The sequence below is a fragment of the Thermoanaerobacter uzonensis DSM 18761 genome, assembly GCF_900129115.1.
Classification (GTDB): domain Bacteria; phylum Bacillota; class Thermoanaerobacteria; order Thermoanaerobacterales; family Thermoanaerobacteraceae; genus Thermoanaerobacter; species Thermoanaerobacter uzonensis.
The window spans coordinates 25470-48368 of the sequence record NZ_FQUR01000016.1 but is presented as its reverse complement, the minus strand read 5'-3'; the positions used below and the strand labels follow the sequence as shown (position 1 = coordinate 48368).

The 22899-nt window shown below is 33.6% G+C and carries 17 protein-coding genes, 1 tRNA gene, 1 pseudogene and 1 other annotated feature; of the genes and pseudogenes, 16 read left to right on the top strand and 3 right to left on the bottom strand.

The window, feature by feature from the left end:
* Positions 1-432 precede the first annotated feature (432 nt).
* Positions 433-766: pseudogene (locus BUB32_RS09915) on the bottom strand (transposase); the annotation flags it as partial.
* A 301-nt stretch (positions 767-1067) separates the two neighbouring features.
* Between BUB32_RS09915 and BUB32_RS09910 the strand changes: the two are divergent.
* The 8 genes from BUB32_RS09910 (at position 1068) to BUB32_RS09865 (ending at position 12401) form a co-directional block, all read left to right on the top strand.
* The gene (locus BUB32_RS09910; protein WP_072969240.1) at positions 1068-3290 is read left to right on the top strand and encodes a peptidase domain-containing ABC transporter; all 2223 of its coding nucleotides are present in this window, start codon (positions 1068-1070) and stop codon (positions 3288-3290) included.
* Positions 3291-3295: 5 nt separating this feature from the next.
* Entirely contained in the window at positions 3296-5320 is a 2025-nt protein-coding gene (locus BUB32_RS09905) for a beta-barrel domain-containing protein (RefSeq protein ID WP_072969239.1), read from the top strand.
* Positions 5321-5419: 99 nt separating this feature from the next.
* Positions 5420-5621: a binding site (T-box leader), on the top strand.
* A 41-nt stretch (positions 5622-5662) separates the two neighbouring features.
* Positions 5663-8302 carry a valine--tRNA ligase gene (locus BUB32_RS09900; RefSeq protein WP_072969238.1) on the top strand — a complete coding sequence of 880 codons (2640 nt, stop codon included), beginning with the start codon at positions 5663-5665 and terminating at the stop codon, positions 8300-8302.
* A gap of 17 nt (positions 8303-8319) precedes the next feature.
* Positions 8320-8856 (top strand): GNAT family N-acetyltransferase, encoded by a 537-nt coding sequence (locus BUB32_RS09895; protein ID WP_072969237.1) that lies wholly within the window; start codon positions 8320-8322, stop codon positions 8854-8856.
* 28 nt (positions 8857-8884) lie between these two features.
* On the top strand, positions 8885-10168 hold the full coding sequence (locus BUB32_RS09890) for a bifunctional folylpolyglutamate synthase/dihydrofolate synthase (protein ID WP_072969236.1): 1284 nt from the start codon (positions 8885-8887) through the stop codon (positions 10166-10168).
* 48 nt (positions 10169-10216) lie between these two features.
* Positions 10217-10450, top strand: a complete 234-nt coding sequence (locus BUB32_RS09885) for a hypothetical protein (RefSeq protein WP_003870333.1) — start codon at positions 10217-10219, stop codon at positions 10448-10450.
* A 710-nt stretch (positions 10451-11160) separates the two neighbouring features.
* A tRNA-Pro gene (locus BUB32_RS09875) sits at positions 11161-11235 on the top strand.
* A 248-nt stretch (positions 11236-11483) separates the two neighbouring features.
* Positions 11484-12401, top strand: coding sequence for a YncE family protein (locus BUB32_RS09865; protein WP_072969235.1), 918 nt, complete (start codon positions 11484-11486; stop codon positions 12399-12401).
* On the opposite strand, the gene BUB32_RS09860 is transcribed toward BUB32_RS09865, so the two are convergent.
* A complete protein-coding gene (locus BUB32_RS09860) occupies positions 12388-12903 on the bottom strand; it encodes a DUF4364 family protein (RefSeq protein WP_072969234.1) in 516 nt (171 codons plus the stop codon). The two genes, BUB32_RS09865 and BUB32_RS09860, sit on opposite strands and share 14 nt — an antisense overlap.
* A gap of 394 nt (positions 12904-13297) precedes the next feature.
* Positions 13298-13597 carry an alpha/beta-type small acid-soluble spore protein gene (locus BUB32_RS09855; RefSeq protein ID WP_072969233.1) on the bottom strand — a complete coding sequence of 100 codons (300 nt, stop codon included), beginning with the start codon at positions 13595-13597 and terminating at the stop codon, positions 13298-13300.
* Between the two features lie 136 nt (positions 13598-13733).
* On the opposite strand from BUB32_RS09855, the gene BUB32_RS09850 reads away from it, so the two are divergent.
* The 8 genes from BUB32_RS09850 to BUB32_RS09815 all read left to right on the top strand — a co-directional run bounded on the left by BUB32_RS09850 (position 13734) and on the right by BUB32_RS09815 (position 22891).
* Complete coding sequence (locus tag BUB32_RS09850) at positions 13734-14423, top strand: 4Fe-4S double cluster binding domain-containing protein (protein ID WP_072969232.1); 690 nt, start codon at positions 13734-13736, stop codon at positions 14421-14423.
* A gap of 60 nt (positions 14424-14483) precedes the next feature.
* Entirely contained in the window at positions 14484-15494 is a 1011-nt protein-coding gene (locus BUB32_RS09845; RefSeq protein WP_072969231.1) for a LacI family DNA-binding transcriptional regulator, read from the top strand.
* 63 nt (positions 15495-15557) lie between these two features.
* Complete coding sequence (locus BUB32_RS09840; protein ID WP_072969230.1) at positions 15558-17885, top strand: kojibiose phosphorylase; 2328 nt, start codon at positions 15558-15560, stop codon at positions 17883-17885.
* A 143-nt stretch (positions 17886-18028) separates the two neighbouring features.
* On the top strand, positions 18029-19291 hold the full coding sequence (locus BUB32_RS09835) for an ABC transporter substrate-binding protein (RefSeq protein WP_072969229.1): 1263 nt from the start codon (positions 18029-18031) through the stop codon (positions 19289-19291).
* A gap of 75 nt (positions 19292-19366) precedes the next feature.
* Complete coding sequence (locus BUB32_RS09830; protein WP_072969228.1) at positions 19367-20266, top strand: carbohydrate ABC transporter permease; 900 nt, start codon at positions 19367-19369, stop codon at positions 20264-20266.
* A 13-nt stretch (positions 20267-20279) separates the two neighbouring features.
* Entirely contained in the window at positions 20280-21089 is an 810-nt protein-coding gene (locus BUB32_RS09825) for a carbohydrate ABC transporter permease (protein ID WP_072969227.1), read from the top strand.
* Positions 21090-21108: 19 nt separating this feature from the next.
* Complete coding sequence (gene pgmB / locus BUB32_RS09820; RefSeq protein WP_072969226.1) at positions 21109-21756, top strand: beta-phosphoglucomutase; 648 nt, start codon at positions 21109-21111, stop codon at positions 21754-21756.
* A gap of 121 nt (positions 21757-21877) precedes the next feature.
* Entirely contained in the window at positions 21878-22891 is a 1014-nt protein-coding gene (locus BUB32_RS09815) for a LacI family DNA-binding transcriptional regulator (RefSeq protein ID WP_072969225.1), read from the top strand.
* The last annotated feature ends 8 nt before the right edge of the window (positions 22892-22899 follow it).

Below are 22899 nucleotides of genomic sequence, written 5' to 3'. Positions count from 1 at the left end.
AATATAACTCATATTATGTCATATGTATTTCCAGTAATATTTGAGAGATATTCTTTTATTAGTACAATATATATTATTTTATTAAGTGTTGGTTTATTTTTGATTTTTTACGGATCATATATAGATTTTAAGAATCCGCCCAAAAAAGATTTTAGCCAGTTATAGGCTATATAAATATCCAGAATGAATGATATAAAGAAAGACAGAGTTAAATCTATAATAATTGTGTAGGGATGTGAAAAATTAATAAAAATAATTACGATCAAAAGCTAAAATATGTATAACATACAATATATAGTAATTGGAATGACCAATCAAGCAGAAAGAAAGTGACAAGTGAAAAGAAAAGAACGAAAGAGGTGCCAAAGAAGGACATAAATATCCTGTAGAGGTCAAATGTTAAAAAATGGCCTGAACTAGATTCATTGAAAATTAAGCCGATTGCATCAGACCACTAAGAGATTTAAACTCATCAAATTTACCCAGTTTAATAGCTAAAATAGCGACAGTAAGCAAAGTAATATGGCCAAAAGTATTAAGGCTGCTGACAGAATTAATATTTCTAACATAAGCCTTTTCAAAATCCAGAGATTTAAATCTAAATTTATCTTTCTGATTCTACTCTTAGTCTATAGACAGCCTTAAAATATATGGAGTCTCTATTAATAGAAGACCTATAATCGGAAGATATAATAACATACTTAGTACAGCCTCTATGCTTTTTGTCATTAAAATATTTATGATGCTTTATAGGGCAGGCAGAGTTTAAATAATCACAAGGCCTTACTTATAATTGTGGCTTCAATAATCTTTAGGATATTACATAGCTATAGCTTATTTTACATGATTTCAACTTTTTTAGCGGTAGTAATTTTAAATTATTCATATTTGATTTATAGAAATAAAACGTTAAGTTCATTTGCGATTGTTTTATCTATTCCTAGTATTTACAATATAATAGATGTACTGCTCTTCATAATTACCAATAGAAATACGTTAATATTTAACTTGTAATCTTATGATTGATTTAATGATGTTACTGATAATTTTATAAAAGGTGAGAGATTATGAACATATTTAAGCGCTATGTATGCATTAAACAACATGACATAAAAGATTGTGGTGCTGCTTGTCTTGCGACGATATCGAAACAGTATGGATTAAAAATACCAATATCGAAAATAAGAGAAGTTGCAGGAACAGATAAACAGGGAACAAGTGCATACGGTTTAATAAAAGCAGCAGAAAAACTTGGTTTTACAGCTAAAGGAGTTAGAGCAAACAAACCCGAAGATATTTTTAATGAATTTCCGCTTCCTGCAATAGCCCATGTGATTATTGACGGGAGATTACTTCATTATGTGGTAATACATAAGATAACAAAAAAAGAATTAGTTATTGCTGATCCTGCAAATGGAATCGTAAGATATACTCCCGAAGAATTTTTTAAAATATGGACGGGCGTACTCATTCTTATGGTGCCAACGTTTCAATTTAAAAAGGGGGATGAGACACAAGGACTATTTTCAAGATTCTTTGCATTATTAAAACCTCAAAAAAGACTGATAGTACACATATTTTTTGTATCCCTAATATTTACTGTCTTAGGAATTATAAGTTCATTTTATTTTAAATTTTTAATGGATTCTATACTTCCAAATGGATTAGTGAAAACTCTCAATATGTTCTCAATAGGAATCATTGTATTATATGTTTTTAAAGTTTTATTAAACGCCTTTAGAACGCAGTTACTTCTATATTTAAGCCAAAATATTGATATACCATTGATGCTTGGATACTACAATCATGTCATTGAACTGCCTATGAATTTCTTTGATACGCGGGAAGTAGGAGAAATAATATCTCGTTTTAATGATGCGGCAAGAATAAGGGAGGCTATATCAGGAGCGACGCTTACTATAATGATAGATACATTAATGGTTATAGTAGGTGGTGCTATATTATATAGTCAAAATCATATGTTATTCGGTATAACTCTTATTCCTGTTGTTTTATATGCTATTATTGTCTGGGTGTTTAACAATCCTTTAAAAAACATAAATAGAACAATGATGGAAAATAACGCAAAACTAACGTCTTATCTTGTAGAATCATTAAACGGAATTGAAACTGTAAAAGCATTCAATGCAGAGAAAAAGGTAAATTTTGAAACAGAAAAAAGATTCATAAAATTTGTCAAAAGTGCTTTTAAAAATGGGTGGATAAATAATTTACAATCTTCATTAAAAAGTGTAGTAAAAAGTGTATTTGGACTTGTTTTGCTATGGGTTGGAGCCAATGAAGTAATACATGGCAGGTTGTCCATAGGTGAACTTTTAACCTTTAATGCTTTACTTGCTTACTTTTTAGAGCCTATAGAAAATCTTATAAATCTTCAGCCCCAAGTACAGACAGCCTTAGTTGCAGCAAGCCGATTAGGTGAAATACTAGATTTAGAAATAGAAAAGAGCAAAAATGAAGATAAAAAGATCAATCCTGCATCATTAAGAGGAGATATAGACTTTATAAATGTAACTTTTAGGTATGGAACAAGGCAGAAGGTTTTAGAGGATATAACTTTACACATCTCTTCAGGGAAAAAAATAGCACTTGTTGGTGAAAGCGGTTCGGGTAAAACGACTCTGGTAAAACTCCTAATGAGTTTTTATCAACCGGAGAAAGGTGAAATACTTATAAATGGATATAACATAAAAGATATAAATTTAGAAGTTTTAAGAGAAAAAATTGCATACATAGCACAGAGTGCTTTTTTCTTTAATGGCACTATCAGAGAAAATCTTACTCTTGGAGCAGATAATATAGAATTAGAAGAAATAATAGAGGCTTGTAAAAAAGCCCAGATTCATGATTTTATTAACAGTCTACCTTTACGATATGAAACTATGATAGAAGAAAATGGTGCAAATTTATCTGGTGGGCAAAAACAAAGACTTGCAATAGCAAGAGCAATCTTGAAAAAGCCTGATATATTAATAATGGATGAAGCTACTAGTAATTTGGATAGTACTACCGAAAAAACAATACATAATATGATATATGAATTTAGTAAAGATATTACTGCTATAATAATTGCTCATAGATTAAGTACTATCATGAGAAGTGATACCATATATGTTATGGATAAAGGAAAGATTGTAGAGAGTGGTAGTCATGAAGAATTAATGAGATTAGGTGGAAAGTATTATGAATTATGGAAGGATCAAATTCCAATATCTAATTACGAACTTGGAGATGAAGAAGCAGCAGCCTCTAATTTGATAGGAGCGTGACTTTTGTGAGAGAGATAGTACAAAATATAGAAGAACTTACAGACAGCAGAGAACTTTTAGAATTCAAACCGCATCCTATTGCGAGTGTTTCTGTTTATATTTTATTACTTCTCATTATATCTTTCTTGATATGGTCTTATTTTAGTGAGAAAGAAATAGTTGTTAAAGCAAACGGAATTATAAGACCTTACAAAAATGAATTTATCATTTCAAACAAAGTGACAGGCAATATGGAGAGAATATATGTTACAGATGGTCAAAAAGTGAAAAAAGGAGATGCTTTATACGTAATAGAGCATAAAAACTTAGAATTACAAAAATCCATATTAGAAAAACAACTTGCTAATAAGATTAGTGAAGTGGAAAATTTAAAAAAATTAAAAAATAGTATTCAGGATGGGAAGAACTATTTTGATAAAAGTTCTGAGAATGAAATGTATTATTACTACAAGTATTTAGATTTTTATATAAATAAAAAAGCCTTAGAAAGCCAACTTTACGGTATTAATGTTCAGGCACAGAATGTAGATAACATATTGGCAAATTTAAAAAATTTAAAAAAATCCATAGACCAAAATGAAAATAAAATAAACAATGACACTTCTTATTACAACCAGTTTGTTGATTATCAAATGAATATTAATCAGAGACAGGATAAAATTGAGCAATTACAACGCGAACTGTTGAGGCAAATTGAAGAGGCCCAGGAAGCAATTGACAATGCAAAAGGAGAACTTGCAAATTATAAAAATGGATATACGCTAAACATCAAAAGCAATATAGAACAGAATTATCAACAATTAAATCAATTAAAGAGTCAATATTCTCAAATTCAAGATATACAAGATGCAATCAATAATTTAAGACTTCTTCAGCGATCTATTTACGATAATAAAAACTATTTTCCAACTTATAACTCCTACTATTATAAATTCTTAGATTATCAAATGAATGTTCAACAATACCAAAACAAAATTGCCCAACTGCAGAAAACATATGATTCTATTTTGCAAAATCCAGATGCGTTACCCAGTCAAATTGAGGATGCGTTAGTTGCTTTAAACAATGCTAAACAGGAATTTGAAATTTATAAAAATCAATATCTTATGAGTGTTACGGCAAGTATAGAAGAAAATGAAACAAAATTACATCAATTACAAAACTTACCTCAACAAATACAAACCATTCAAAATAATATAGATAACTTAAAATTATTACAAAAATCCATAAACGATAATCATAATTATTTTTCTTCTGATAGCTCTTATTACAATCAATTTATTGATTACCAGATGAATATAAGACAAAGAGAAGATAAAATTCAACAATTGCAAAATGCCTTAACAGAAAAATATTATGATGCAGAAAAGATAGTTCAAAATGCAAAAGATGACTTTATAAACTATCAAAATCAATACATGCTTAGCCTCAAGTCAAATATCGAACAAAATGAAGCAAAACTTAAAGAAATTAAAGCTAGTTTGAATAATGTAAATGTAGAAAAATTCACAGCAGATACCATAACTCAAATAGAAGATAATATATACTCCGATGAAAAAGAAATAGAGAAATTAAAAGGAGACCTTCAGAATGTAAATCTTGCAATTGAGGATTATATTATAAAATCTCCAGTAGATGGGAAAATTGATATGATAACGAGTATAAAAGAAGGGGATTTAGTACAAAGTGGATTAGAAATGGTTAAGATTATTCCAGATAATCCAGAATATATAGTAAAACTTTATATTCCTAACAAAGATATTGCAAACGTAAAAGTTGGTCAAAAAATAAAATATCATATTTTAGCTTTGCCTTATCAAGAGTATGGGGAGCTGTCAGGTGAAATAGTAAAATTAAGTATAGACTCGAGATTAGACAAACAAAGTGGGCTTAATTACTATGAAGCAGAGGCAACTATTGACAATAAACCTTTGTACAATCGTAAAAGAGAAGAGAAAAACATAAGAGTAGGCATGATAGTAGAAGCCCATGTTATTGGCCATAGGAAAAAATGCTTTACTATCTTTTAGAACAACTCAATTTGAAAGATTAGTTGAGTTCCTTTAACCTGTAGGGAATTAACTGTTGACAATTGGTGAGATTTTATATATATTATATATCAAATGGAATATGAGGCTATGAAAGAGAAGAGTAAGTGTATACTGGCTAAAGAGAGGGGTATCCCACGGGCTGAAAGGATTCCCGCCAAAGGTACACTGAAGGTAGCTCTGGAGCCTGTAAACCGACGTCCAGTAGGTTTAAACGGGTCTGCCCGTTATAGCTTGAGTGATAAATGAAGGTGGTACCGCGAAATGCCCTTTCGCCCTTTATAGGTGAAAGGGTTTTAAAATTTTACGGAGGGAGTGTAAGGCATGAAAGAGATAGCTAAAACCTACAATCCAAAGGAATTTGAAGATAGAATTTATGCTTTTTGGATGGAAAAAGGATATTTTACTCCTAAAATAGACCCTGAACAACAGCCATTTACTATTGTTATACCACCTCCAAACATAACAGGGCAATTACATATGGGACATGCACTTGATAATACTTTGCAGGACATATTGATAAGATGGAAAAGAATGCAGGGTTATGCAGCTTTGTGGATACCTGGCTCAGACCATGCCAGCATTGCAACGGAGATAAAAGTTTTAGACACGATAAGAGAAGAAACGGGGCTCACGAAGAAAGAAATAGGAAGAGAAGAGTTTTTGAAAAGGGCATGGGCATGGAAGGACAAATACGAAAACCGTATTTTAAGCCAATTAAAAAAGTTGGGTTCTTCTTGTGATTGGACAAGGACACGCTTTACTATGGATGAAGTATGTTCAAGGGCGGTAAGAGAAGTTTTTGTTTCTCTCTATGAAAAAGGGCTTATATACAGAGGTGACAGGATAATAAATTGGTGCCCAGACTGCAACACTGCTTTATCTGATGCGGAAGTGGAACATAAAGAGCAAAAAGGGCATTTGTGGTACATCAAATACCCCATAAAAGGTGAAGATGGATATGTAGTTATAGCTACTACAAGGCCTGAGACGATGCTGGGGGATGTAGCAGTTGCTGTAAATCCTGATGATCAAAGGTATAAGGACCTGGTAGGTAAGACTTTGATACTGCCACTTGTAGGAAGGGAGATACCTGTAATTGCTGACAGTTACGTTGACCCTTCATTTGGAACAGGTGCTGTTAAAGTTACACCTGCTCACGATCCAAATGACTTTGAGATGGGGACAAGACACAATCTTCCATTTATTAATATAATGAATGAGAATGCGACGATTAATGAAAACGGAGGAAAATATAAAGGTCTTGATAGGTATGAGGCGAGAGAAAGAATAGTTGAAGACCTCAAAAATCTCGGACTACTTCTAAAAGTTGAAGACCACGTTCACAATGTGGGACATTGTTACAGGTGCGATACAGTAGTTGAGCCTCTACTTTCCAAACAGTGGTTTGTAAAGATGGAGCCTTTAGCGAAACCTGCTTTAGAAGTTGTAAAAGAAGGAAAAATTAAGTTTGTGCCTGAAAGATTCGAAAAAATATACACTAATTGGTTAGAAAACATAAAGGATTGGTGTATTTCAAGGCAATTATGGTGGGGACATAGAATTCCTGCCTGGTATTGCGATGACTGTGGTCATATAACTGTATCGCGTAAAGACCCAGAAAAATGTGAAGCGTGCGGAAGCATACACATACATCAAGACGAAGATGTATTAGATACTTGGTTTAGTTCTGCACTTTGGCCTTTCTCTACTATGGGTTGGCCAGAAGAAACAGAAGATTTAAGATATTTCTATCCGACAGATGTACTTGTTACGGGATACGACATAATTTTCTTCTGGGTTGCAAGAATGATTTTTATGAGTTTGGAATTTATGAAAGAAGTGCCATTTAAGCATGTCTTGATACATGGCTTAGTCAGGGATGCTCAAGGTAGAAAAATGAGCAAATCTCTTGGCAATGGAATAGACCCGTTAGAGGTTATTGAAAAGTATGGAGCAGACACTTTAAGGTTTACATTAGTCATAGGAAATGCTCCAGGAAACGATATGAGGTTTAGTCAAGATAAAGTTGAACTCAGCAGAAACTTTGCAAATAAATTGTGGAACGCTTCAAGATATGTGTTGCTGAATTTAACTAATAATGATACTAACCTTTATACAGAGGGGTTAACTATTGCTGATAAGTGGATTTTGACAAGGTATAACAATATAGTAAAAGAAGTGACAGAGAATTTAGAAAAATTTGAGTTAGGAATAGCTGCGACAAAACTTTATGACTTTGTGTGGAGCGAATTTTGCGATTGGTATATAGAACTTAGTAAACCTGTGTTATACAGTGATAACCTTGAAGCTAAAAAGGTTACAAAGTCTGTTTTAAGATATGTGCTTGATAATACTTTGAGGCTTTTGCACCCCTTTATGCCTTTTATAACTGAAGAAATATGGCAGAATTTACCTCATGAGGGCGAGAGCATAATGATTGCTGAATGGCCGAAATACAAAGAAGAACTTGATTTCACTGAAGAAGCGAAAAATGCTGAGATTATAATGGAAGCTATTAGGACCATTAGAAATTTAAGGGCAGAAGCAAATGTTTCCCCTTCTAAAAAAGCAAAAGTTATTGTGGCTATTGAAAATGAAAATTATGTAAAAATGTTTGAAGTGGGTACAAATTATATAATGAAACTTGCAGGTGCTAGCGAAGTTGTAATTGAAACAGATAAAAGTAAAATTCCTCATAAAGCTTTGAGTGGAGCAATAGAAGGAGGATTGGTGGTACTTCCACTTGAAGATTTAATAGACTTAGAAGAAGAGATAAAGAGGCTTAATGAAGAAAGACAAAAAGTGATAAGCGAAATTGAAAGAGCACAAGGGCTTTTAAATAATGAAAATTTCGTTAAAAAAGCGCCAGAAAAAGTAGTCAGTGCGGAAAGAGAGAAATTAGAAAAATATACTACAATGCTTAAAAACATAGAGGAGAGACTTAAGTTATTAAAGAGTTAACCTCTAGGGGGATTTGTATGTTATCTTTGTTTAAAAGGCCCAAAAAAGAGTCTCAACTGGTTATAAGAGAGGCCAAGATAAAAGATGCGAGGGGGATAATAAAGCTTTTAAACAGTGTTGGAAGAGAAAAATTGTATATGGTGTCAGAGACATTTAATTGGTCTGAGGAGGAAGAAAAACAGCTTATTAAAAATTTAGACCGCAACAAAGATTTGATCCTAGTGGCAGACTACGGTGGTGAAATCGTAGGCTGCCTTACTCTCTTTCGTTATTATGGAGGAAGGTCTCCTAAAGTACAACATGTAGGAGAAATAGGTATAAGTATAGACGCTCGATTTAGGAATATAGGAATCGGAACAAAGTTGTTTACGGAAGCTATTAATTGGGCAAAAAGCAAAGGTTATGAAAAACTTTGCCTCAGTGTTTTTAGTACTAATAAGGTAGCAATACACCTTTATAAAAAATTTGGTTTTGAAGAAGAGGGTAGAAGGAAAAAACAGTTTAAAATTGGTGATGAATACGTAGATGAGGTTTTGATGGGATTGTTTTTGTAAAATCCGTTTATATGGGAGATGGGATTAAATGAACTATGAAGAAGCAATTAGCTACATACATGATACATACAAATTTGGCATAAAATTGGGATTGGAAAATATAAGAAGATTATTAAATTATATGGGGAATCCTCAAAAAAACCTTAAAAATATCCACGTTGCTGGTACGAATGGAAAAGGCTCTACATCAGCTTTTATAAGCAACATTTTGCAGCAGGCTGGATATAAAGTAGCTTTATATACTTCTCCCTACCTCGAAGAATTTGAAGAGAGAATGAGAATAAATGGAGAAAATATTTCCAAGGAAAAGTTGATTTATTATGTTGAATATATAAAGCCTATAATATCTCGTATGGTCGAGGAAGGATACAATCATCCGACGGAATTTGAAGTGGTAACTGCAATTGCTTTTAAATATTTTTATGATGAAAAAGTGGATTTTGTAGTTTTAGAGGTAGGACTTGGAGGTAGATTTGACGCAACAAATGCTATTGATTTTTCATTAGTTTCTGTTATAACCACTATTGATTATGACCATACAGAAAGATTGGGACATACTTTAGGCGAGATTGCATATGAAAAGGCAGGCATTATCAAGCGAAATGGAGTGGTGGTAAGTTTTTATCAACAGCCAGAAGCGATGAAGGTCATCACAGAAGCATGTGAGGTAAGAAATGCTTATTTGACTGTACTTCAAAAAAGTAACGTAATTATAAAAGAACAAAACCCTGATTTTCAGATTTTTGACTACAAAAAATACAAGGACTTAAAAGTTGCTTTATTGGGAGAACATCAGATTTACAATGCTGCTTTGGCAGTAGAGAGCGTGGAAAAATTAAAAATGTATGGATACGAAATTACAGAAAAAGATATAAGGGAAGGGCTTTACAGGGCAAAATGGCCTGGAAGATTGGAAGTAATGAGAAAAAAACCCTACCTAGTGATAGACGGTGCTCACAATCCTCAAGGAATGACTGTTTTGAAAGAGTCTCTAAAATTATTCAAATATGATAGACTGATTTTAGTAATTGGAATGCTTAAAGACAAAGATACGCAGAAAATGCTGGATATCATTGTGTCAGAGGCAGATATTATAATAACAACTACCCCAATAAGTGAAAGAGCTTATAAGGCAAGTGAACTTGCACAAAAGATAGATAAAGAAAACGTAATTCCAATTGAAAATATTGAAAAGGCGGTAAAATACGCCTTAGATATAGCTAAGGAAGAAGATATGGTACTTTTTTGTGGGTCATTGTACATGATTGGTTATGTGAGGGCTATGCTTAAAAAGGTAATAATTAAGACATAGTTTTAATATAATGTAAGGTGTAAAGGCCGTAATGAGAAGGTGGTTGTTATGGAAATGACAGGGACTGCGTTGTTACGGGAGATAGATAAAGCACTAAAGGCGATGAAAGAAGCAGAAAGAAATTTAGAAATGCTGGAAAATGACAACTACCTCAAGATAAAGTTAGCAAGGCTGAAGTACGATTTTGCAAGACAAGAATATTTGAGGCTCTTGAGGATTGCTAAAGAACAAAAAATTAAATATAACATGAATGAATTGATGGAAAAAATAATAGACGTATGATAAAAGCGGTCTTTCGACCGCCTCAGACTGTAGACAAACTTTCGAAAATAGGATATTTTGCAATCGGTGCGACTTGTGACAAAGCGTCAACAAAACTTAACAAGACCGAGGGTGGAGGCAGGGCCGTAGCCACGGATGGCGGAGGCGGGCACTAAGACAGGGATGTCGAATGTGCCCGGTACCCTGCCGGAACCCGAAGGTCGAGTTTAGTTTTGTCGCTTTGGAACATCGGAGTGACGATGCAAAATATCCTATTTTAAAATTTTTTGACTTTGTCAACAAACTGAAGCGGTCTTTCGACCGCCTGATTTATTGTTCAGGTATTTTAATTTCTTCTTGAAAATCGCACTTAAAATCTTTATAGGTCACACAAAAATTGTTGCAATTATGGATACATGTAATTGCATTACATTTCTTCAACGTTCTAATTGGTGCATTTGCTTGTTTTGAAGAGCGCATAAATTCTAACTCTAAATAAGTCATATCAATCGCCCTTTCCAATTTGATAATTTTATTATACACTTAATTCATTTATCTGTCAATTGCAATTATAAAATTTAGAAATTCATTTTATGGCCGAATTTCTCGAAGAATTTGCTATAAGTTAACGGTTTTTGAAAAATGGTTTAATATTTTTAACTTTGGATAGGGCTTAATTTTATTTTGTTTATTGAAAAAAGGAAAGGAGTATGATAAAATGAATAATGTGTCGGGGCATGGCGCAGCGGTAGCGCGCGCGGTTCGGGACCGTGAGGTCGCAGGTTCAAATCCTGTTGCCCCGACCATGACAGTAATTGTGCAGGTTTTCGGACTTATCAACAGGCTAAAAAAACGTGTGGTTGCGAAGTAACTCAAATATTAGGATAACGACCACAATATATTGGTATGATATATGATTACTTTGGTGGTAAATTTACAAAAATATTACAATACGCTCACAATTTAAGTGAGCGATTTTTTATGGAGTTATTGGTTTCTCAAATATATCCTCCTGCATATTATGGAATTATGCTAATATGTGGGGGGATGTGTTTTGTACATTTACATTGCCAATATGGGAGAAGATGTTATAGAGCGAGTTAATTTGGAGACAAATCATAGAGATTTTGCAAAGATTAAATCATATAATAATAAGCATCTGCCCTTAAATGTCTATTCTAAATATTTATGTGGTCCTCATCGATTAATTTTAGATAAACAAAGGCAGAAACTGTATTCTTTAAATGCTTATGATAATTCAATTAGTATAATAAACCTAAAAGATTTTACTTCAGAAACTTCTCTGTATGTAGGTAATTATCCTAATAATGGCATTATGCATGGAGATTATATATTGGTGGTTAATGGGGACTCAGACTCTATAAGTATTTTTGATATTGGAGAGAAAAAAGTGATAGGGCAAGTTAAAGTAGGAAGTTTTCCCCAGGACATAATTTACAATGAAAAGTATGATTTGATTTTTGTGAGCAATATGAACTCTGATGAAATTTTATTAATCGACCCTTTTAGTTATAGTATTGTAGATTTTATTGGAACAGGGGCAAGACCTATAGGGATGACTTTCTCTGAAGATTGGGACTGTTTGTATGTAATAAACAGTTATTTTGAAACGGGGATAAATGGGAAAATTTCTGTGATAAACCTGCAAAGTTTTAAAGTGACTGATGAGATAGAAGTGGGAAAAGTTCCTACAATAGTACGAAAAAAGGAAAACTTTTTGTATGTGCTTAATTCTTGCTCTAATACGCTATGCAAAATAGATTTATTTACAAAACAGAAAAAAGAAGTTTATTGCGGATATGCACCTGGGTATTTATGTATTTTAGATAAATATGCTTATGTTTCTTCTGCAGAAGAAAACAAAGTGAATATAATTGACATTGATGAAATGAGGGTAGTAAAGTTTATTGAAACAAGAAAAGAGCCCCAAGGCCTTGTTATTGACCCGTGAGGACTTTTATTATGTATGCATATACGTCTTGAGATTTTTGTTTCCAATTATCGCATATGAGTTTTGCCTGCTCGCTGTTTACTACATTTATATTTAGCTCAATCAAAACTATATCATTTTCTACGACTTTACAATTAGCTATATATTGATTTTCGCCTTTTTTGTAATAAGTGGCTATATATTGAGATTCCTGTTTTATTTTTTCTTTGTTTAAAAGGATGTATTCGTCTATTTTTTGCCGTGTTTCAAAGGGGATTCTTGTGAAAAATAGTTTTAAAATGTTTATACCTTCTCCAGTAATAAAATATTTTTCTTCTTCTAATTTTATAAAGCCAGTTTCTATTAATTCGTCAAGGTACTGTCTTAAATAGAAATAGTTCATAAGTTTGTTATCTAAGATAATTTTGCTTATTTGCTCGTCTGTAATAGGCATATTTATTCTGTTTAAGATGTATAGTATAATTAACTTGTTTTCTGCTAATTCCTGTATTTCGTAAGCCAAGTTACCACCTCGCATTATTACTATATGTGGTATGTTTAAATTAATTCTATCACAAAATATGCAATAATAAAAGAGAGTATACGAAATACTCTCTTCAGACTGTAGACAAACTTTCGTAAAGGAGATATTTTGCATAAGGAGTGACTTGTGACAAAGCGGCAACAAAACTTAGCAAGACCGAGGGTAGAGGCAGGGCCGAAGCCATGGATGGCGAAGGCGGGCACCTGAGGCAAGGAGGCCGATTGTGCCCGGTACCCTGCCGGAGCCCGAAGGGGAAGCTTATGTTTTGTCGCTTTGGAACATCGGAGCGATGATGCAAAATATCTCCTTTGAATATTTTTTAACTTTGTCAACAAACTGAAGAGAGTATACGAAATACTCTCTTTTTCTCTTTCTATCTTTGCATATATTCTGATTCACTTCCTGCAGCACCTTGTGGGCCACCCTGTGCAGGAATAGAACCATATATACTGATGCCCCTTGCCATGGCAGATTCAGCAAAATGAACCATTCGTCTTAACATTTGTCCTCCTACTTTGCCGCAATCTCGGCTACTTACATATCCCCAATAATCTTCAGAACCTTGTTTAACTGGAAGGCCAAGCTCTGATGCGATTTCGTATTTCATATTATCAAGGGCTTTGTGAGCCTCTTGTACCATTTTTGGACGATCATTCCAACTACCTCTTGCCATTTAAATCCCTCCTTACTCTTTCTCATACTTAATTTGTGTAGGTAGATAAAAAATATACTTTGAAAAATTTTAAAAAATATATTTTATTGTGTTAAAATATTTATGTGCATAAATTTTACTAAAAGGGTTGATAAAGATGGAAAAACAAAAAATTTTAGAGCAAAAAATCAAAGAGTGGGGAGCGTCTTTAGTGGGTTTTTCAAATCTTACAGGTATCCTTCCCGATACTCTTTCAGATATTCCGTATGCCATTACAGTTGTAATAAAATTAGCAGATAGAATAGTGGATGAAATTGAGAATAAGCCGACTCACACTTATTATCACCATTACCGTTCTGTAAATACGCTAATTGACCAGATAACCTTAAAGACGGTTCTTCTTCTTGAAAAATGGGGCTATAAAGCATTAGCTGTTCCTGCATCTCAATCGATTGCTGATTTGGGAGAATACAGAGGACTTTTTCCACATAAAACTGCTGCTACAAGAGCAGGGCTTGGCTGGATAGGAAAGAATGGTCTTCTTGTGACTGAAGAATATGGTCCCAGGGTAAGGTTGGGGACTGTTCTTACTAACATGTTTTTTGAAACAGGAACCCCTATTACTGAAAGTAAATGTGGCAGCTGTAAATTATGTGTAGATGCCTGTCCTGCTATAGCACTTTATGGTACTTTATGGAAAGAAGGGATGCCGAGAGAAGAAATAGTTGATGCGAGAGCCTGTAGCGAATATATGAATAAAAATTTTAAACACATTGGAAGAGGCTATGTATGTGGTATTTGTATGAAAGTGTGTCCTTACGGAAAGAAAAAATCTGTTGACAGGTGAATAGGTTTTTGATAAAATGAAATTAAACAACCAAAACGTTTTGGAAAAGGTGGATATTAAATGGCGGTTACAATAAAGGATATAGCGAAATATGCGGGTGTATCTGTTACAACGGTTTCAAGAGCTTTAAACGGATACCCGGATGTAAGCGAGGAAACCCGTGAAAGAATTAAAAAAATAGCAGAGCAATTAAATTATACTCCTAATTCCATTGCAAGAGGGCTTGTTACAAATAAAACCCATACAGTTGGATTGGTTGTTTCTGAGTTAATAAAACCGGGGGCGTATCATCCTTTCTTTCTCGAAGTGCTTGCGGGTATAAAAGCAGGATTAAGGAAAGATAAATACGACCTTATACTTTTTACTGTAGACCCCGAAAGCCAAGATGCCACTTCCTATGAGAAGCTTTGCAATGACAGAAAGGTTGAAGGGGCTATTGTAGAAGGCTTAAGATTGAGTGATCCTTATATTAAAGAAATAGAGAAAACACAAATTCCCACTGTTTTGATTGATATACCAATACTGACTGATAAAGTGGGATATGTAAGTTCGGATAATGTTCAGGCGGCTTTTGAAGCTACCAGCTATCTTATAAAGTTAGGACATAGAAATATTGGATTTATAAATGGGCATGGTGATGCGGCTGTAAGTTTTGAAAGGTTAGAAGGTTATAAAAAAGCTCTTGAAAAAAATAATATACCTTATAAAGAGGAATATGTAGTTTTTAATGATTTTACTCAAGAAGGTGGATATAATTCTTTTAAGACGTTGGTTTTTGAACATCCGAAAATAACTGCTGTATTTCATGCTTCTGATTTGATGGCAATAGGGTCTTTTAAAGCAGCAAAAGACTTAGGAATGAAAGTGCCTGATGACATCTCTATTGTAGGTTTTGACGATATTGAACTTGCATCCCTTATTACTCCTGGACTTACTACTATAAGACAAGATACTTTTAAGATGGGATATAATGCAGCAAAACATCTTTTATCTATTATAAAAGGGGAAAAGCCTCAGCATATATTAATACCTCATAAGCTTGTAATTAGAGATTCAGCTAGAAAGATATAATTTTTTTTAAAAAGTACCCAAAACGTTTCGGATAAAATTTTTGGTAAGGATGGAGGTATATAAGTGATAAAGCACATGTTTTTAGAGGATGTAAACAATTTAATAAGTGATGACAAATGGCTTATTTTCCAAAATGAGTATAATACGGAGGTAAATCCTCGATATGAGACCCTTTTTACACTTACAAATGGTTACATGGGCGTAAGAGGTACTTTTGAGGAAGGAAGCGAGGGAGAAAAACCGGGAAATTTTATTGCAGGAATTTTTGATAAGTCAGATGCGCAGGTTAGAGAAATAGTAAATGCTCAAAATTGGTTGAGAATAAAGTTGTATGTTGAAGGTGAAGAATTAAGTTTGGATAAATGCCAGTTGATAGAATTTAAAAGAATTCTTGATATGAAAAAAGGTATTCTATTTAGGAGTATGTTGATAAAAGACAACAAAGATAGAATTACTCGAATTGAGGGATACAGGTTTATAAGCCGTAGCGACCTTCATCGTTCTGCAATTAAGCTATTTGTAACACCTGTAAATTACAGTGGTGTTGTAGGTATAGAGAGCATTATTGATGGGACTGTTTTAAATTCAGCAGATAGCCCAAAGTATAGAGTAAAGCATTTGAAAGTGATTAACAATAGTAGTCTAAGTAAAAATGGAGTTTATCTTGAAACAGCAACTGTTGACGATGATATTCGCATTGCCACAGGCAGTACTGTGAGGATATATCGTTATGAAGATAAAGAAAAAAATAACATAGCTAAATTTAGAAGATTTTTGTCATTGGGTGAAATTAGTGTTGAGTACTTTGAGTTTGATGCTACAGAGAACAAAACGGTAGTAATTGACAAATTTGTAATAACTTATACCTCAAGAGACGTAAGAAAAGATCTGTTAAAGACGACGGTGGAAAGAGAACTCTTTGTTTTTGCTGAAGAAGGTATTGACAAAGAGCTTAAAAGGAATATTAAAGTATATGATGAACTATGGTCTGTTGCAGATATAAATATTGAAGGGGATGAAGAAGCAGATAAAGCTTTGCGTTTTAATATTTTTCATCTCATGAGTTCTGTCAATGAAAATGACTTCCTGGTAAGTATTGCTGCGAAAGCTCTTCATGGTGAGGGATACAAAGGTCATATCTTTTGGGATACGGAGATATTTATGCTTCCCTTTTTCATATATGTGCATCCAAAAGCGGCAAAGGCACTTCTAATGTACAGGTACAATATGCTTGATGCAGCAAGAAAAAATGCGACTTTAAATGGGTATAAGGGAGCACAATATCCTTGGGAATCTGCAGATACAGGAGAGGAAGAGACACCTAAATGGGGATTTGATTACATGGGAAACCCTGTAAGGATATGGACAGGAGATTTAGAGCATCATATAACTGCTGATATAGCTTTTGCAGTGTGGGAGTATTTTAGAGCGACAGAGGATATTGAGTTTATGTTGAATTATGGTGCAGAAATCATTTTTGAGACTGCAAGGTTTTGGGTATCTAGATGTGAATATGTAAAAGAATTAGATAGGTATGAAATAAACAATGTCATAGGTCCTGACGAATTTCATGAACATGTTGATAATAATGCTTATACTAATTACCTTGCAAAATGGAATATTAAAAAGGGACTTGAACTAATCAATATGTTAAAAGAAAAATACCACGAACATTATCATGCTATATCAAACAAGATATGTTTGACAAATGAAGAAATGGAAAAGTGGAAAGAAGTTGAAGAAAAAATATATATGCCTTATGACAATAACAAAAAGCTAATAGAACAATTTGAAGGCTATTTTGATAAAAAAGATTATGTCATTGATAAATTTGATGAAAACAATATGCCTATATGGCCTGAAGGTGTTGATATAACAAAATTAGGTGATACCCAGCTTATTAAACAGGCTGACGTTGTTATGTTAATGCTTTTGTTAGGCGAGGAATTTGACGAAGAGACGAAAAGAATCAATTACGAATATTATGAAAAGCGAACTATGCACAAATCTTCATTAGGTCCCAGCATGTATGCTATTATGGGGTTAAAAGTGGGAGACCACAAAAACGCATACCAATCTTTTATGAGAAGTGCTAACGTGGACCTTGTGGACAATCAGGGTAACACTAAAGAAGGTTTGCATGCTGCATCTGCTGGTGGTACATGGCAAGTAGCTGTTTTTGGATTTGGCGGAATGGAAATTGACAAAGAAGAGATATTAAATATAAATCCGTGGCTGCCACAAAAATGGGACAAACTTTCCTATAAAGTATTCTGGAAAGGCAATTTAATTGAGGTAATTGTTACAAAAGAGGACGTGTCAGTAAAAAAATTAGAAGGAAAAGGAAATATAAAAGTAAAGGTAAAAGGGAAAGAGATTACGTTAAAATAGTCAAAAAGGTACAGGCAGGTGGTAACCCGCTATACCTTAAAATAAAATGATTAAGTTTTAAGGGGGGATAAGTGAAGTTGAAGTAAAATTTTAAATCCTCAATCAGATATTTTACTATAAAATTATGAAAGGGGAAAGTGGTAATGAGTAAAAAACTTTTAAGCATCTTTGTTTTGACGATCTTTGTATTAGCTACTGTTTTAGCTGGTTGTTCATCCAGTAAAAATAATACCTCCAGTGCCAATGAGACAAATACACAAAAACAAGAGACGGTGGAACCAGTTACTATAAAATTAGGTATGTGGTCTTCATCTCCAGCAGAAAAGAAGATAGTGGATGACCAAATAGCTAAGTTTAAAGAAAAATATCCAAATATAGATGTGCAAATTGAGACAATTGTGGGAGATTACATGCAAAAATTACAAACAGAACTGGCGTCAAATACAGCACCAGACATATTCTATCTTGACAGCATGCCTGCACCACAGCTTATGTCTTCAGGAGTTTTAGAGCCATTAGATGATTATATTAAGAAATACAATGTGGATGTAAATGATTTCGAACCTGCTTTGCTTTCCGCTTTTCAGTGGGAAGGAAAAACTTATGGTTTGCCAAAGGATTTCAATACTCTAGCTTTGTTTTACAACAAAGACATGTTTAAAGCGGCTGGAATAAATGAGTCTCCAAAAACATGGGAGGAATTAAGAGATGTAGCTAAAAAGTTGACAAAAGACGGTGTCAAAGGTTTGGTTTTATCAGCAGACCTTGCAAGATTTGATGCTTTTATAAATCAAAATGGCGGTTCAGTATATCAAGATGGAAAAGTTACTTTAAATCTGCCAGAGAATGCACAAGCTCTTGATTTTTATGTAGGCCTCATTACAAAAGACAAAGTTGCTGACACACCACAAAACATGGGAGAAGGCTGGAATGGAGATGCTTTTGCTGCTAAAAAAGCTGCAATGGCAATAGAAGGTGGCTGGATGATACCATTCCTGAAAGAAAAAGCTTCTGATTTAAACTATGGTATAGCAGAGCTTCCAGCAGGAAAGCAAAAATCTACAATGGCTTTCACTGTTGCATATGTGATGAATAAAAACAGCCAACATAAAGATGAAGCATTTAAGCTTATTGAATTTTTAACCGGTAAAGAAGGACAGCAATTTGTAGTAGATTCAGGTCTTGCACTTCCATCGAGAAAGTCTATGCAAGAAGGATTTAAGGAGAAATATCCTGAAAGAGCTGCTTTTGTAGATGGTGCTTCCTATGCAGTACCATGGCAGTTTGGCTTGTATGGCACAAAGGTAGTAGATGCGGCTAATAAAGCCTGTGAAGCATTAATAATGAAGCAAATAAGTAGTGCTCAACAAGCTCTTGACAATACACAAAAGGAAGTTGGACAATAATTTAAACAAGCAGCACCTTACTAAAATAAGGTGCTGTAATTATGATTTTTTAAGGTTGAAGGGAAGGATGTATTTATGGAAGCTAAAATGACTATGAAAAAGAGGTATTTATACGAAGCTTTGTCAGGGTATGCTTTTGTGTTACCTTTTATTGCTTCAATATCTATTTTTTTGATAGGACCATTAATTTATGCTTTTATTATAAGTTTTAAAGAATTTTCTTTTTTAAATCCTGAAGCAAGCCGATGGGTTGGATTTGCAAATTATATAAAGTTATTTAGCGACCCGACATTTAAAAGGGCTCTTTTAAATACAACACTTTATTCTTTAGGAGTAGTGCCAACACAGCTAATTATTGCCTTAATACTAGCATTAATTGTAAATTCGAATATTAAAGGTAAGACATTTTTTAGAGTTGCCTATTATATACCAACTGTTACCTCCACAGTTGCAGTTTCTGTAATATTTTTATATCTATTTAAAGCAGATGGTTTAGTTAATGCTTTGTTAGCTAAATTTGGCATACAAGGACCTGCTTGGTTTAATGATGTAAGGTTTGCGCTTCCTTCTATCATGATGATGGCGATATGGTCTTCTGTAGGTAATTACATGGTGATTTTTCTTGCTGGGCTACAGGATATACCGTCAGAATTGTACGAGGCTGCAGAAGTTGATGGAGCTAATAAATTTCAAAGGTTTTTCAAAATTACCCTTCCAATGTTGAGGCCAATAGTGTTTTTTAATCTAGTAATGTCATTAATTGGTACTTTTCAGGTTTTTGACCAAGCCTATGTAGTATCGCAAGGGACTGGTGGACCTCTTGATGCTACAATGACAGTCGTGCTGGATATATATAGGGCAGGCTTTAGAGATTTTAACATGGGTTACGCTTCAGCTATGGCTTTTGCATTATTTGTAATAATCTTGATATTGACTCTTATACAGCGAAAGCTTTTCAAAGAAGAAACCTATTAGGAGGTGGCAATAGATGAAAAAGGTGTTGCGACTTTTATTTTATATCGTTGTAGTAGGATATGCAGTAATTACACTTGGTCCTTTTATTTGGTCTATAATAACATCTCTAAAACCCACCAGTGATTTAAATACTTTTGCTGTAAATATAAAACATTTAACTTTAGATAACTATAAAATGATAATTACAAAATTTCCTTTTTTAAGGTGGTTTATAAATAGCGCTATAGTTGCAGCTATAGTGACGTTTGGCAATATCCTGTTTAATTCTATGACAGGGTATGCACTTGCAAGAATAAATTTTCCTGGAAGAAATTTATTGTTTATGGTTGTGCTTGCTCTCATGATGGTACCAGGACAGGTAGTGATGGTGCCAACTTATATCCTTCTCAGCAAATTAGGCTGGGTGAACACTTACATGGGCCTTACAATTCCATTTTTGACCAGCAATTTTGGAATATTTTTAATGAGGCAATTTTTCTTATCTCTTCCCAAAGAGTTAGAAGAAGCAGCTACAATTGACGGTTTGTCACGATTTGGGATTTTCTTTAAAATAGTTTTGCCTTTGTCTAAACCTGCTCTTGCAACTCAATTCATTTTTATGTTTACTGGCAATTGGAATAGTTTCTTGTGGCCTAGCCTCTTGACATCCAGTGATAATATGTATACACTACCTGTAGGCCTTAATTCTTTCTACGGGCAGTATTATCAATTTTGGAACCAGGTAATGGCAGGAGCTATACTTTTGACATTACCGACTATAGTGATATTCTTAATATTCCAGAGATATTTTGTAAAAGGAATATCTACAACGGGATTAAAATAAGCAACGAAGGAGGAATAAAATGGCAAGGTATCAAGGAGTAATTTTTGATTTAGATGGTGTTATTACAGATACTGCAAGATACCACTATTTAGCATGGAAGAAACTCGCTGATGAGTTGGGGATATATTTTGATGAAGTTATAAACGAGAGATTAAAAGGTGTAAGCCGCTTACAGTCTTTAGAGATAATTTTAGAGAAAAGTGATAAAAAATATTCTCAAGAAGAAAAAGAATATTATGCAAATAAAAAGAATGAGTACTATAAAGAGATGATAAAGAGAATTACACCTAAGGATCTATTGCCGGGAGTGGAGAAATTCATTGAAGAGCTTAAGAAAAGAGGCATTAAAACAGCAATTGCCTCTGTCAGTAAAAACGCTTTTACTGTTGTTGAAAATTTAAAAATAAAAGATAAATTTGACTATATAGTGGATGCAAATGAAATTAAGCATGGAAAACCTGACCCTGAGATATTTTTAAATGCAGCAGACCATCTTGGCATTTCTCCTGAAAAGTGTATTGGAATAGAAGATTCTGCTGCGGGCATCACTGCAATAAAAAAAGCAGGGATGTATGCAGTAGGAGTAGGCAATCCTGAAACGGTGAAAGAAGCAGACTTAATTTTAAAGGATTTAAGTGAAGCGGATAAAATATTAGAATTGCTGTAGTGTGAAAATATTCCCCTGTATTTGGGGAATATTTTTTATAAAAAACTCTTGCATTTTTAAAAGAATCATAATATAATATAAACTGTAAGCGGTTACAGTAAATTAAGAAAAGGGTGTCAAAATGGCGACAATAGATGATGTAGCAAAATTAGCAGGTGTTTCTATTGCAACTGTTTCGAGAGTTTTTAATAATAGCCCTTTAGTAAGTGAAAAAGCCAGGCAAAAAGTTTTAAAAGCAGCAGAAGAGCTGGGATACAAACCCAGTATGCCCGCCAGAAGCCTGGCGATGAAGAAGACAAACACTATAGGGTTAATTGTGCCTGATATATCAAACCCTTACTATGCAGAAGTAGTAAGAGGTATTGAAGATGTCTGCAATATTTATAAATACAATATTACTTTGTGCAATGCAGACAATAAAAGAGAAAAAGAATTTCAATATATAGAAATGCTAAAAAATCGGTGGGTTGATGGAATAATATTTCATTGTGACTATTTTTCAAAAGAGCATTATGAAGTCTTTAAAAATGACAATATAAAGGTGGTACTTGCAGGAAGAACAACAAAGTTTGATGTGCCTTATGTAGGAATTGATAATTTTAAAGCGGCTTATGATGCAGTGAATTATTTGATATCATTAGGCCACGAGAGGATTGGAATTATTCATGGTCCTTTAGACGATATGAAGGAAACCATAGATAGTGTGGATAGGTTAAGGGGATATAAGCAAGCTCTTATTGATAATGACTTACCAATTTATGACAAATTTATTAAAGAAGCAAATTTTAAGTATAAAGGCGGATATAATGCGGCGATGGAAATGTTAAAAGGCGAAATGAGACCTACTGCTATTTTTGCGATAAGTGATATTATGGCAATGGGGGTAATAAATGCAGTGTTTGACAGTGGACTTTCATGTCCTGAAGATATTTCTGTGATGGGCTTTGATAATATTGACTTGTCAGAAGCTACAAGGCCTTCTCTTACGACTGTATCACAGCCTATGTATGAAATAGGGGCTGTTGCAGCTAGAATGCTTATAAAAATGTTAAATGGGGAAAATATTGATGAGTATCAGACAATTTTAGAGCACAAAATTGTAGTAAGAAATTCTTGTAAATTTCCAAAAGAATAATCTTTGTT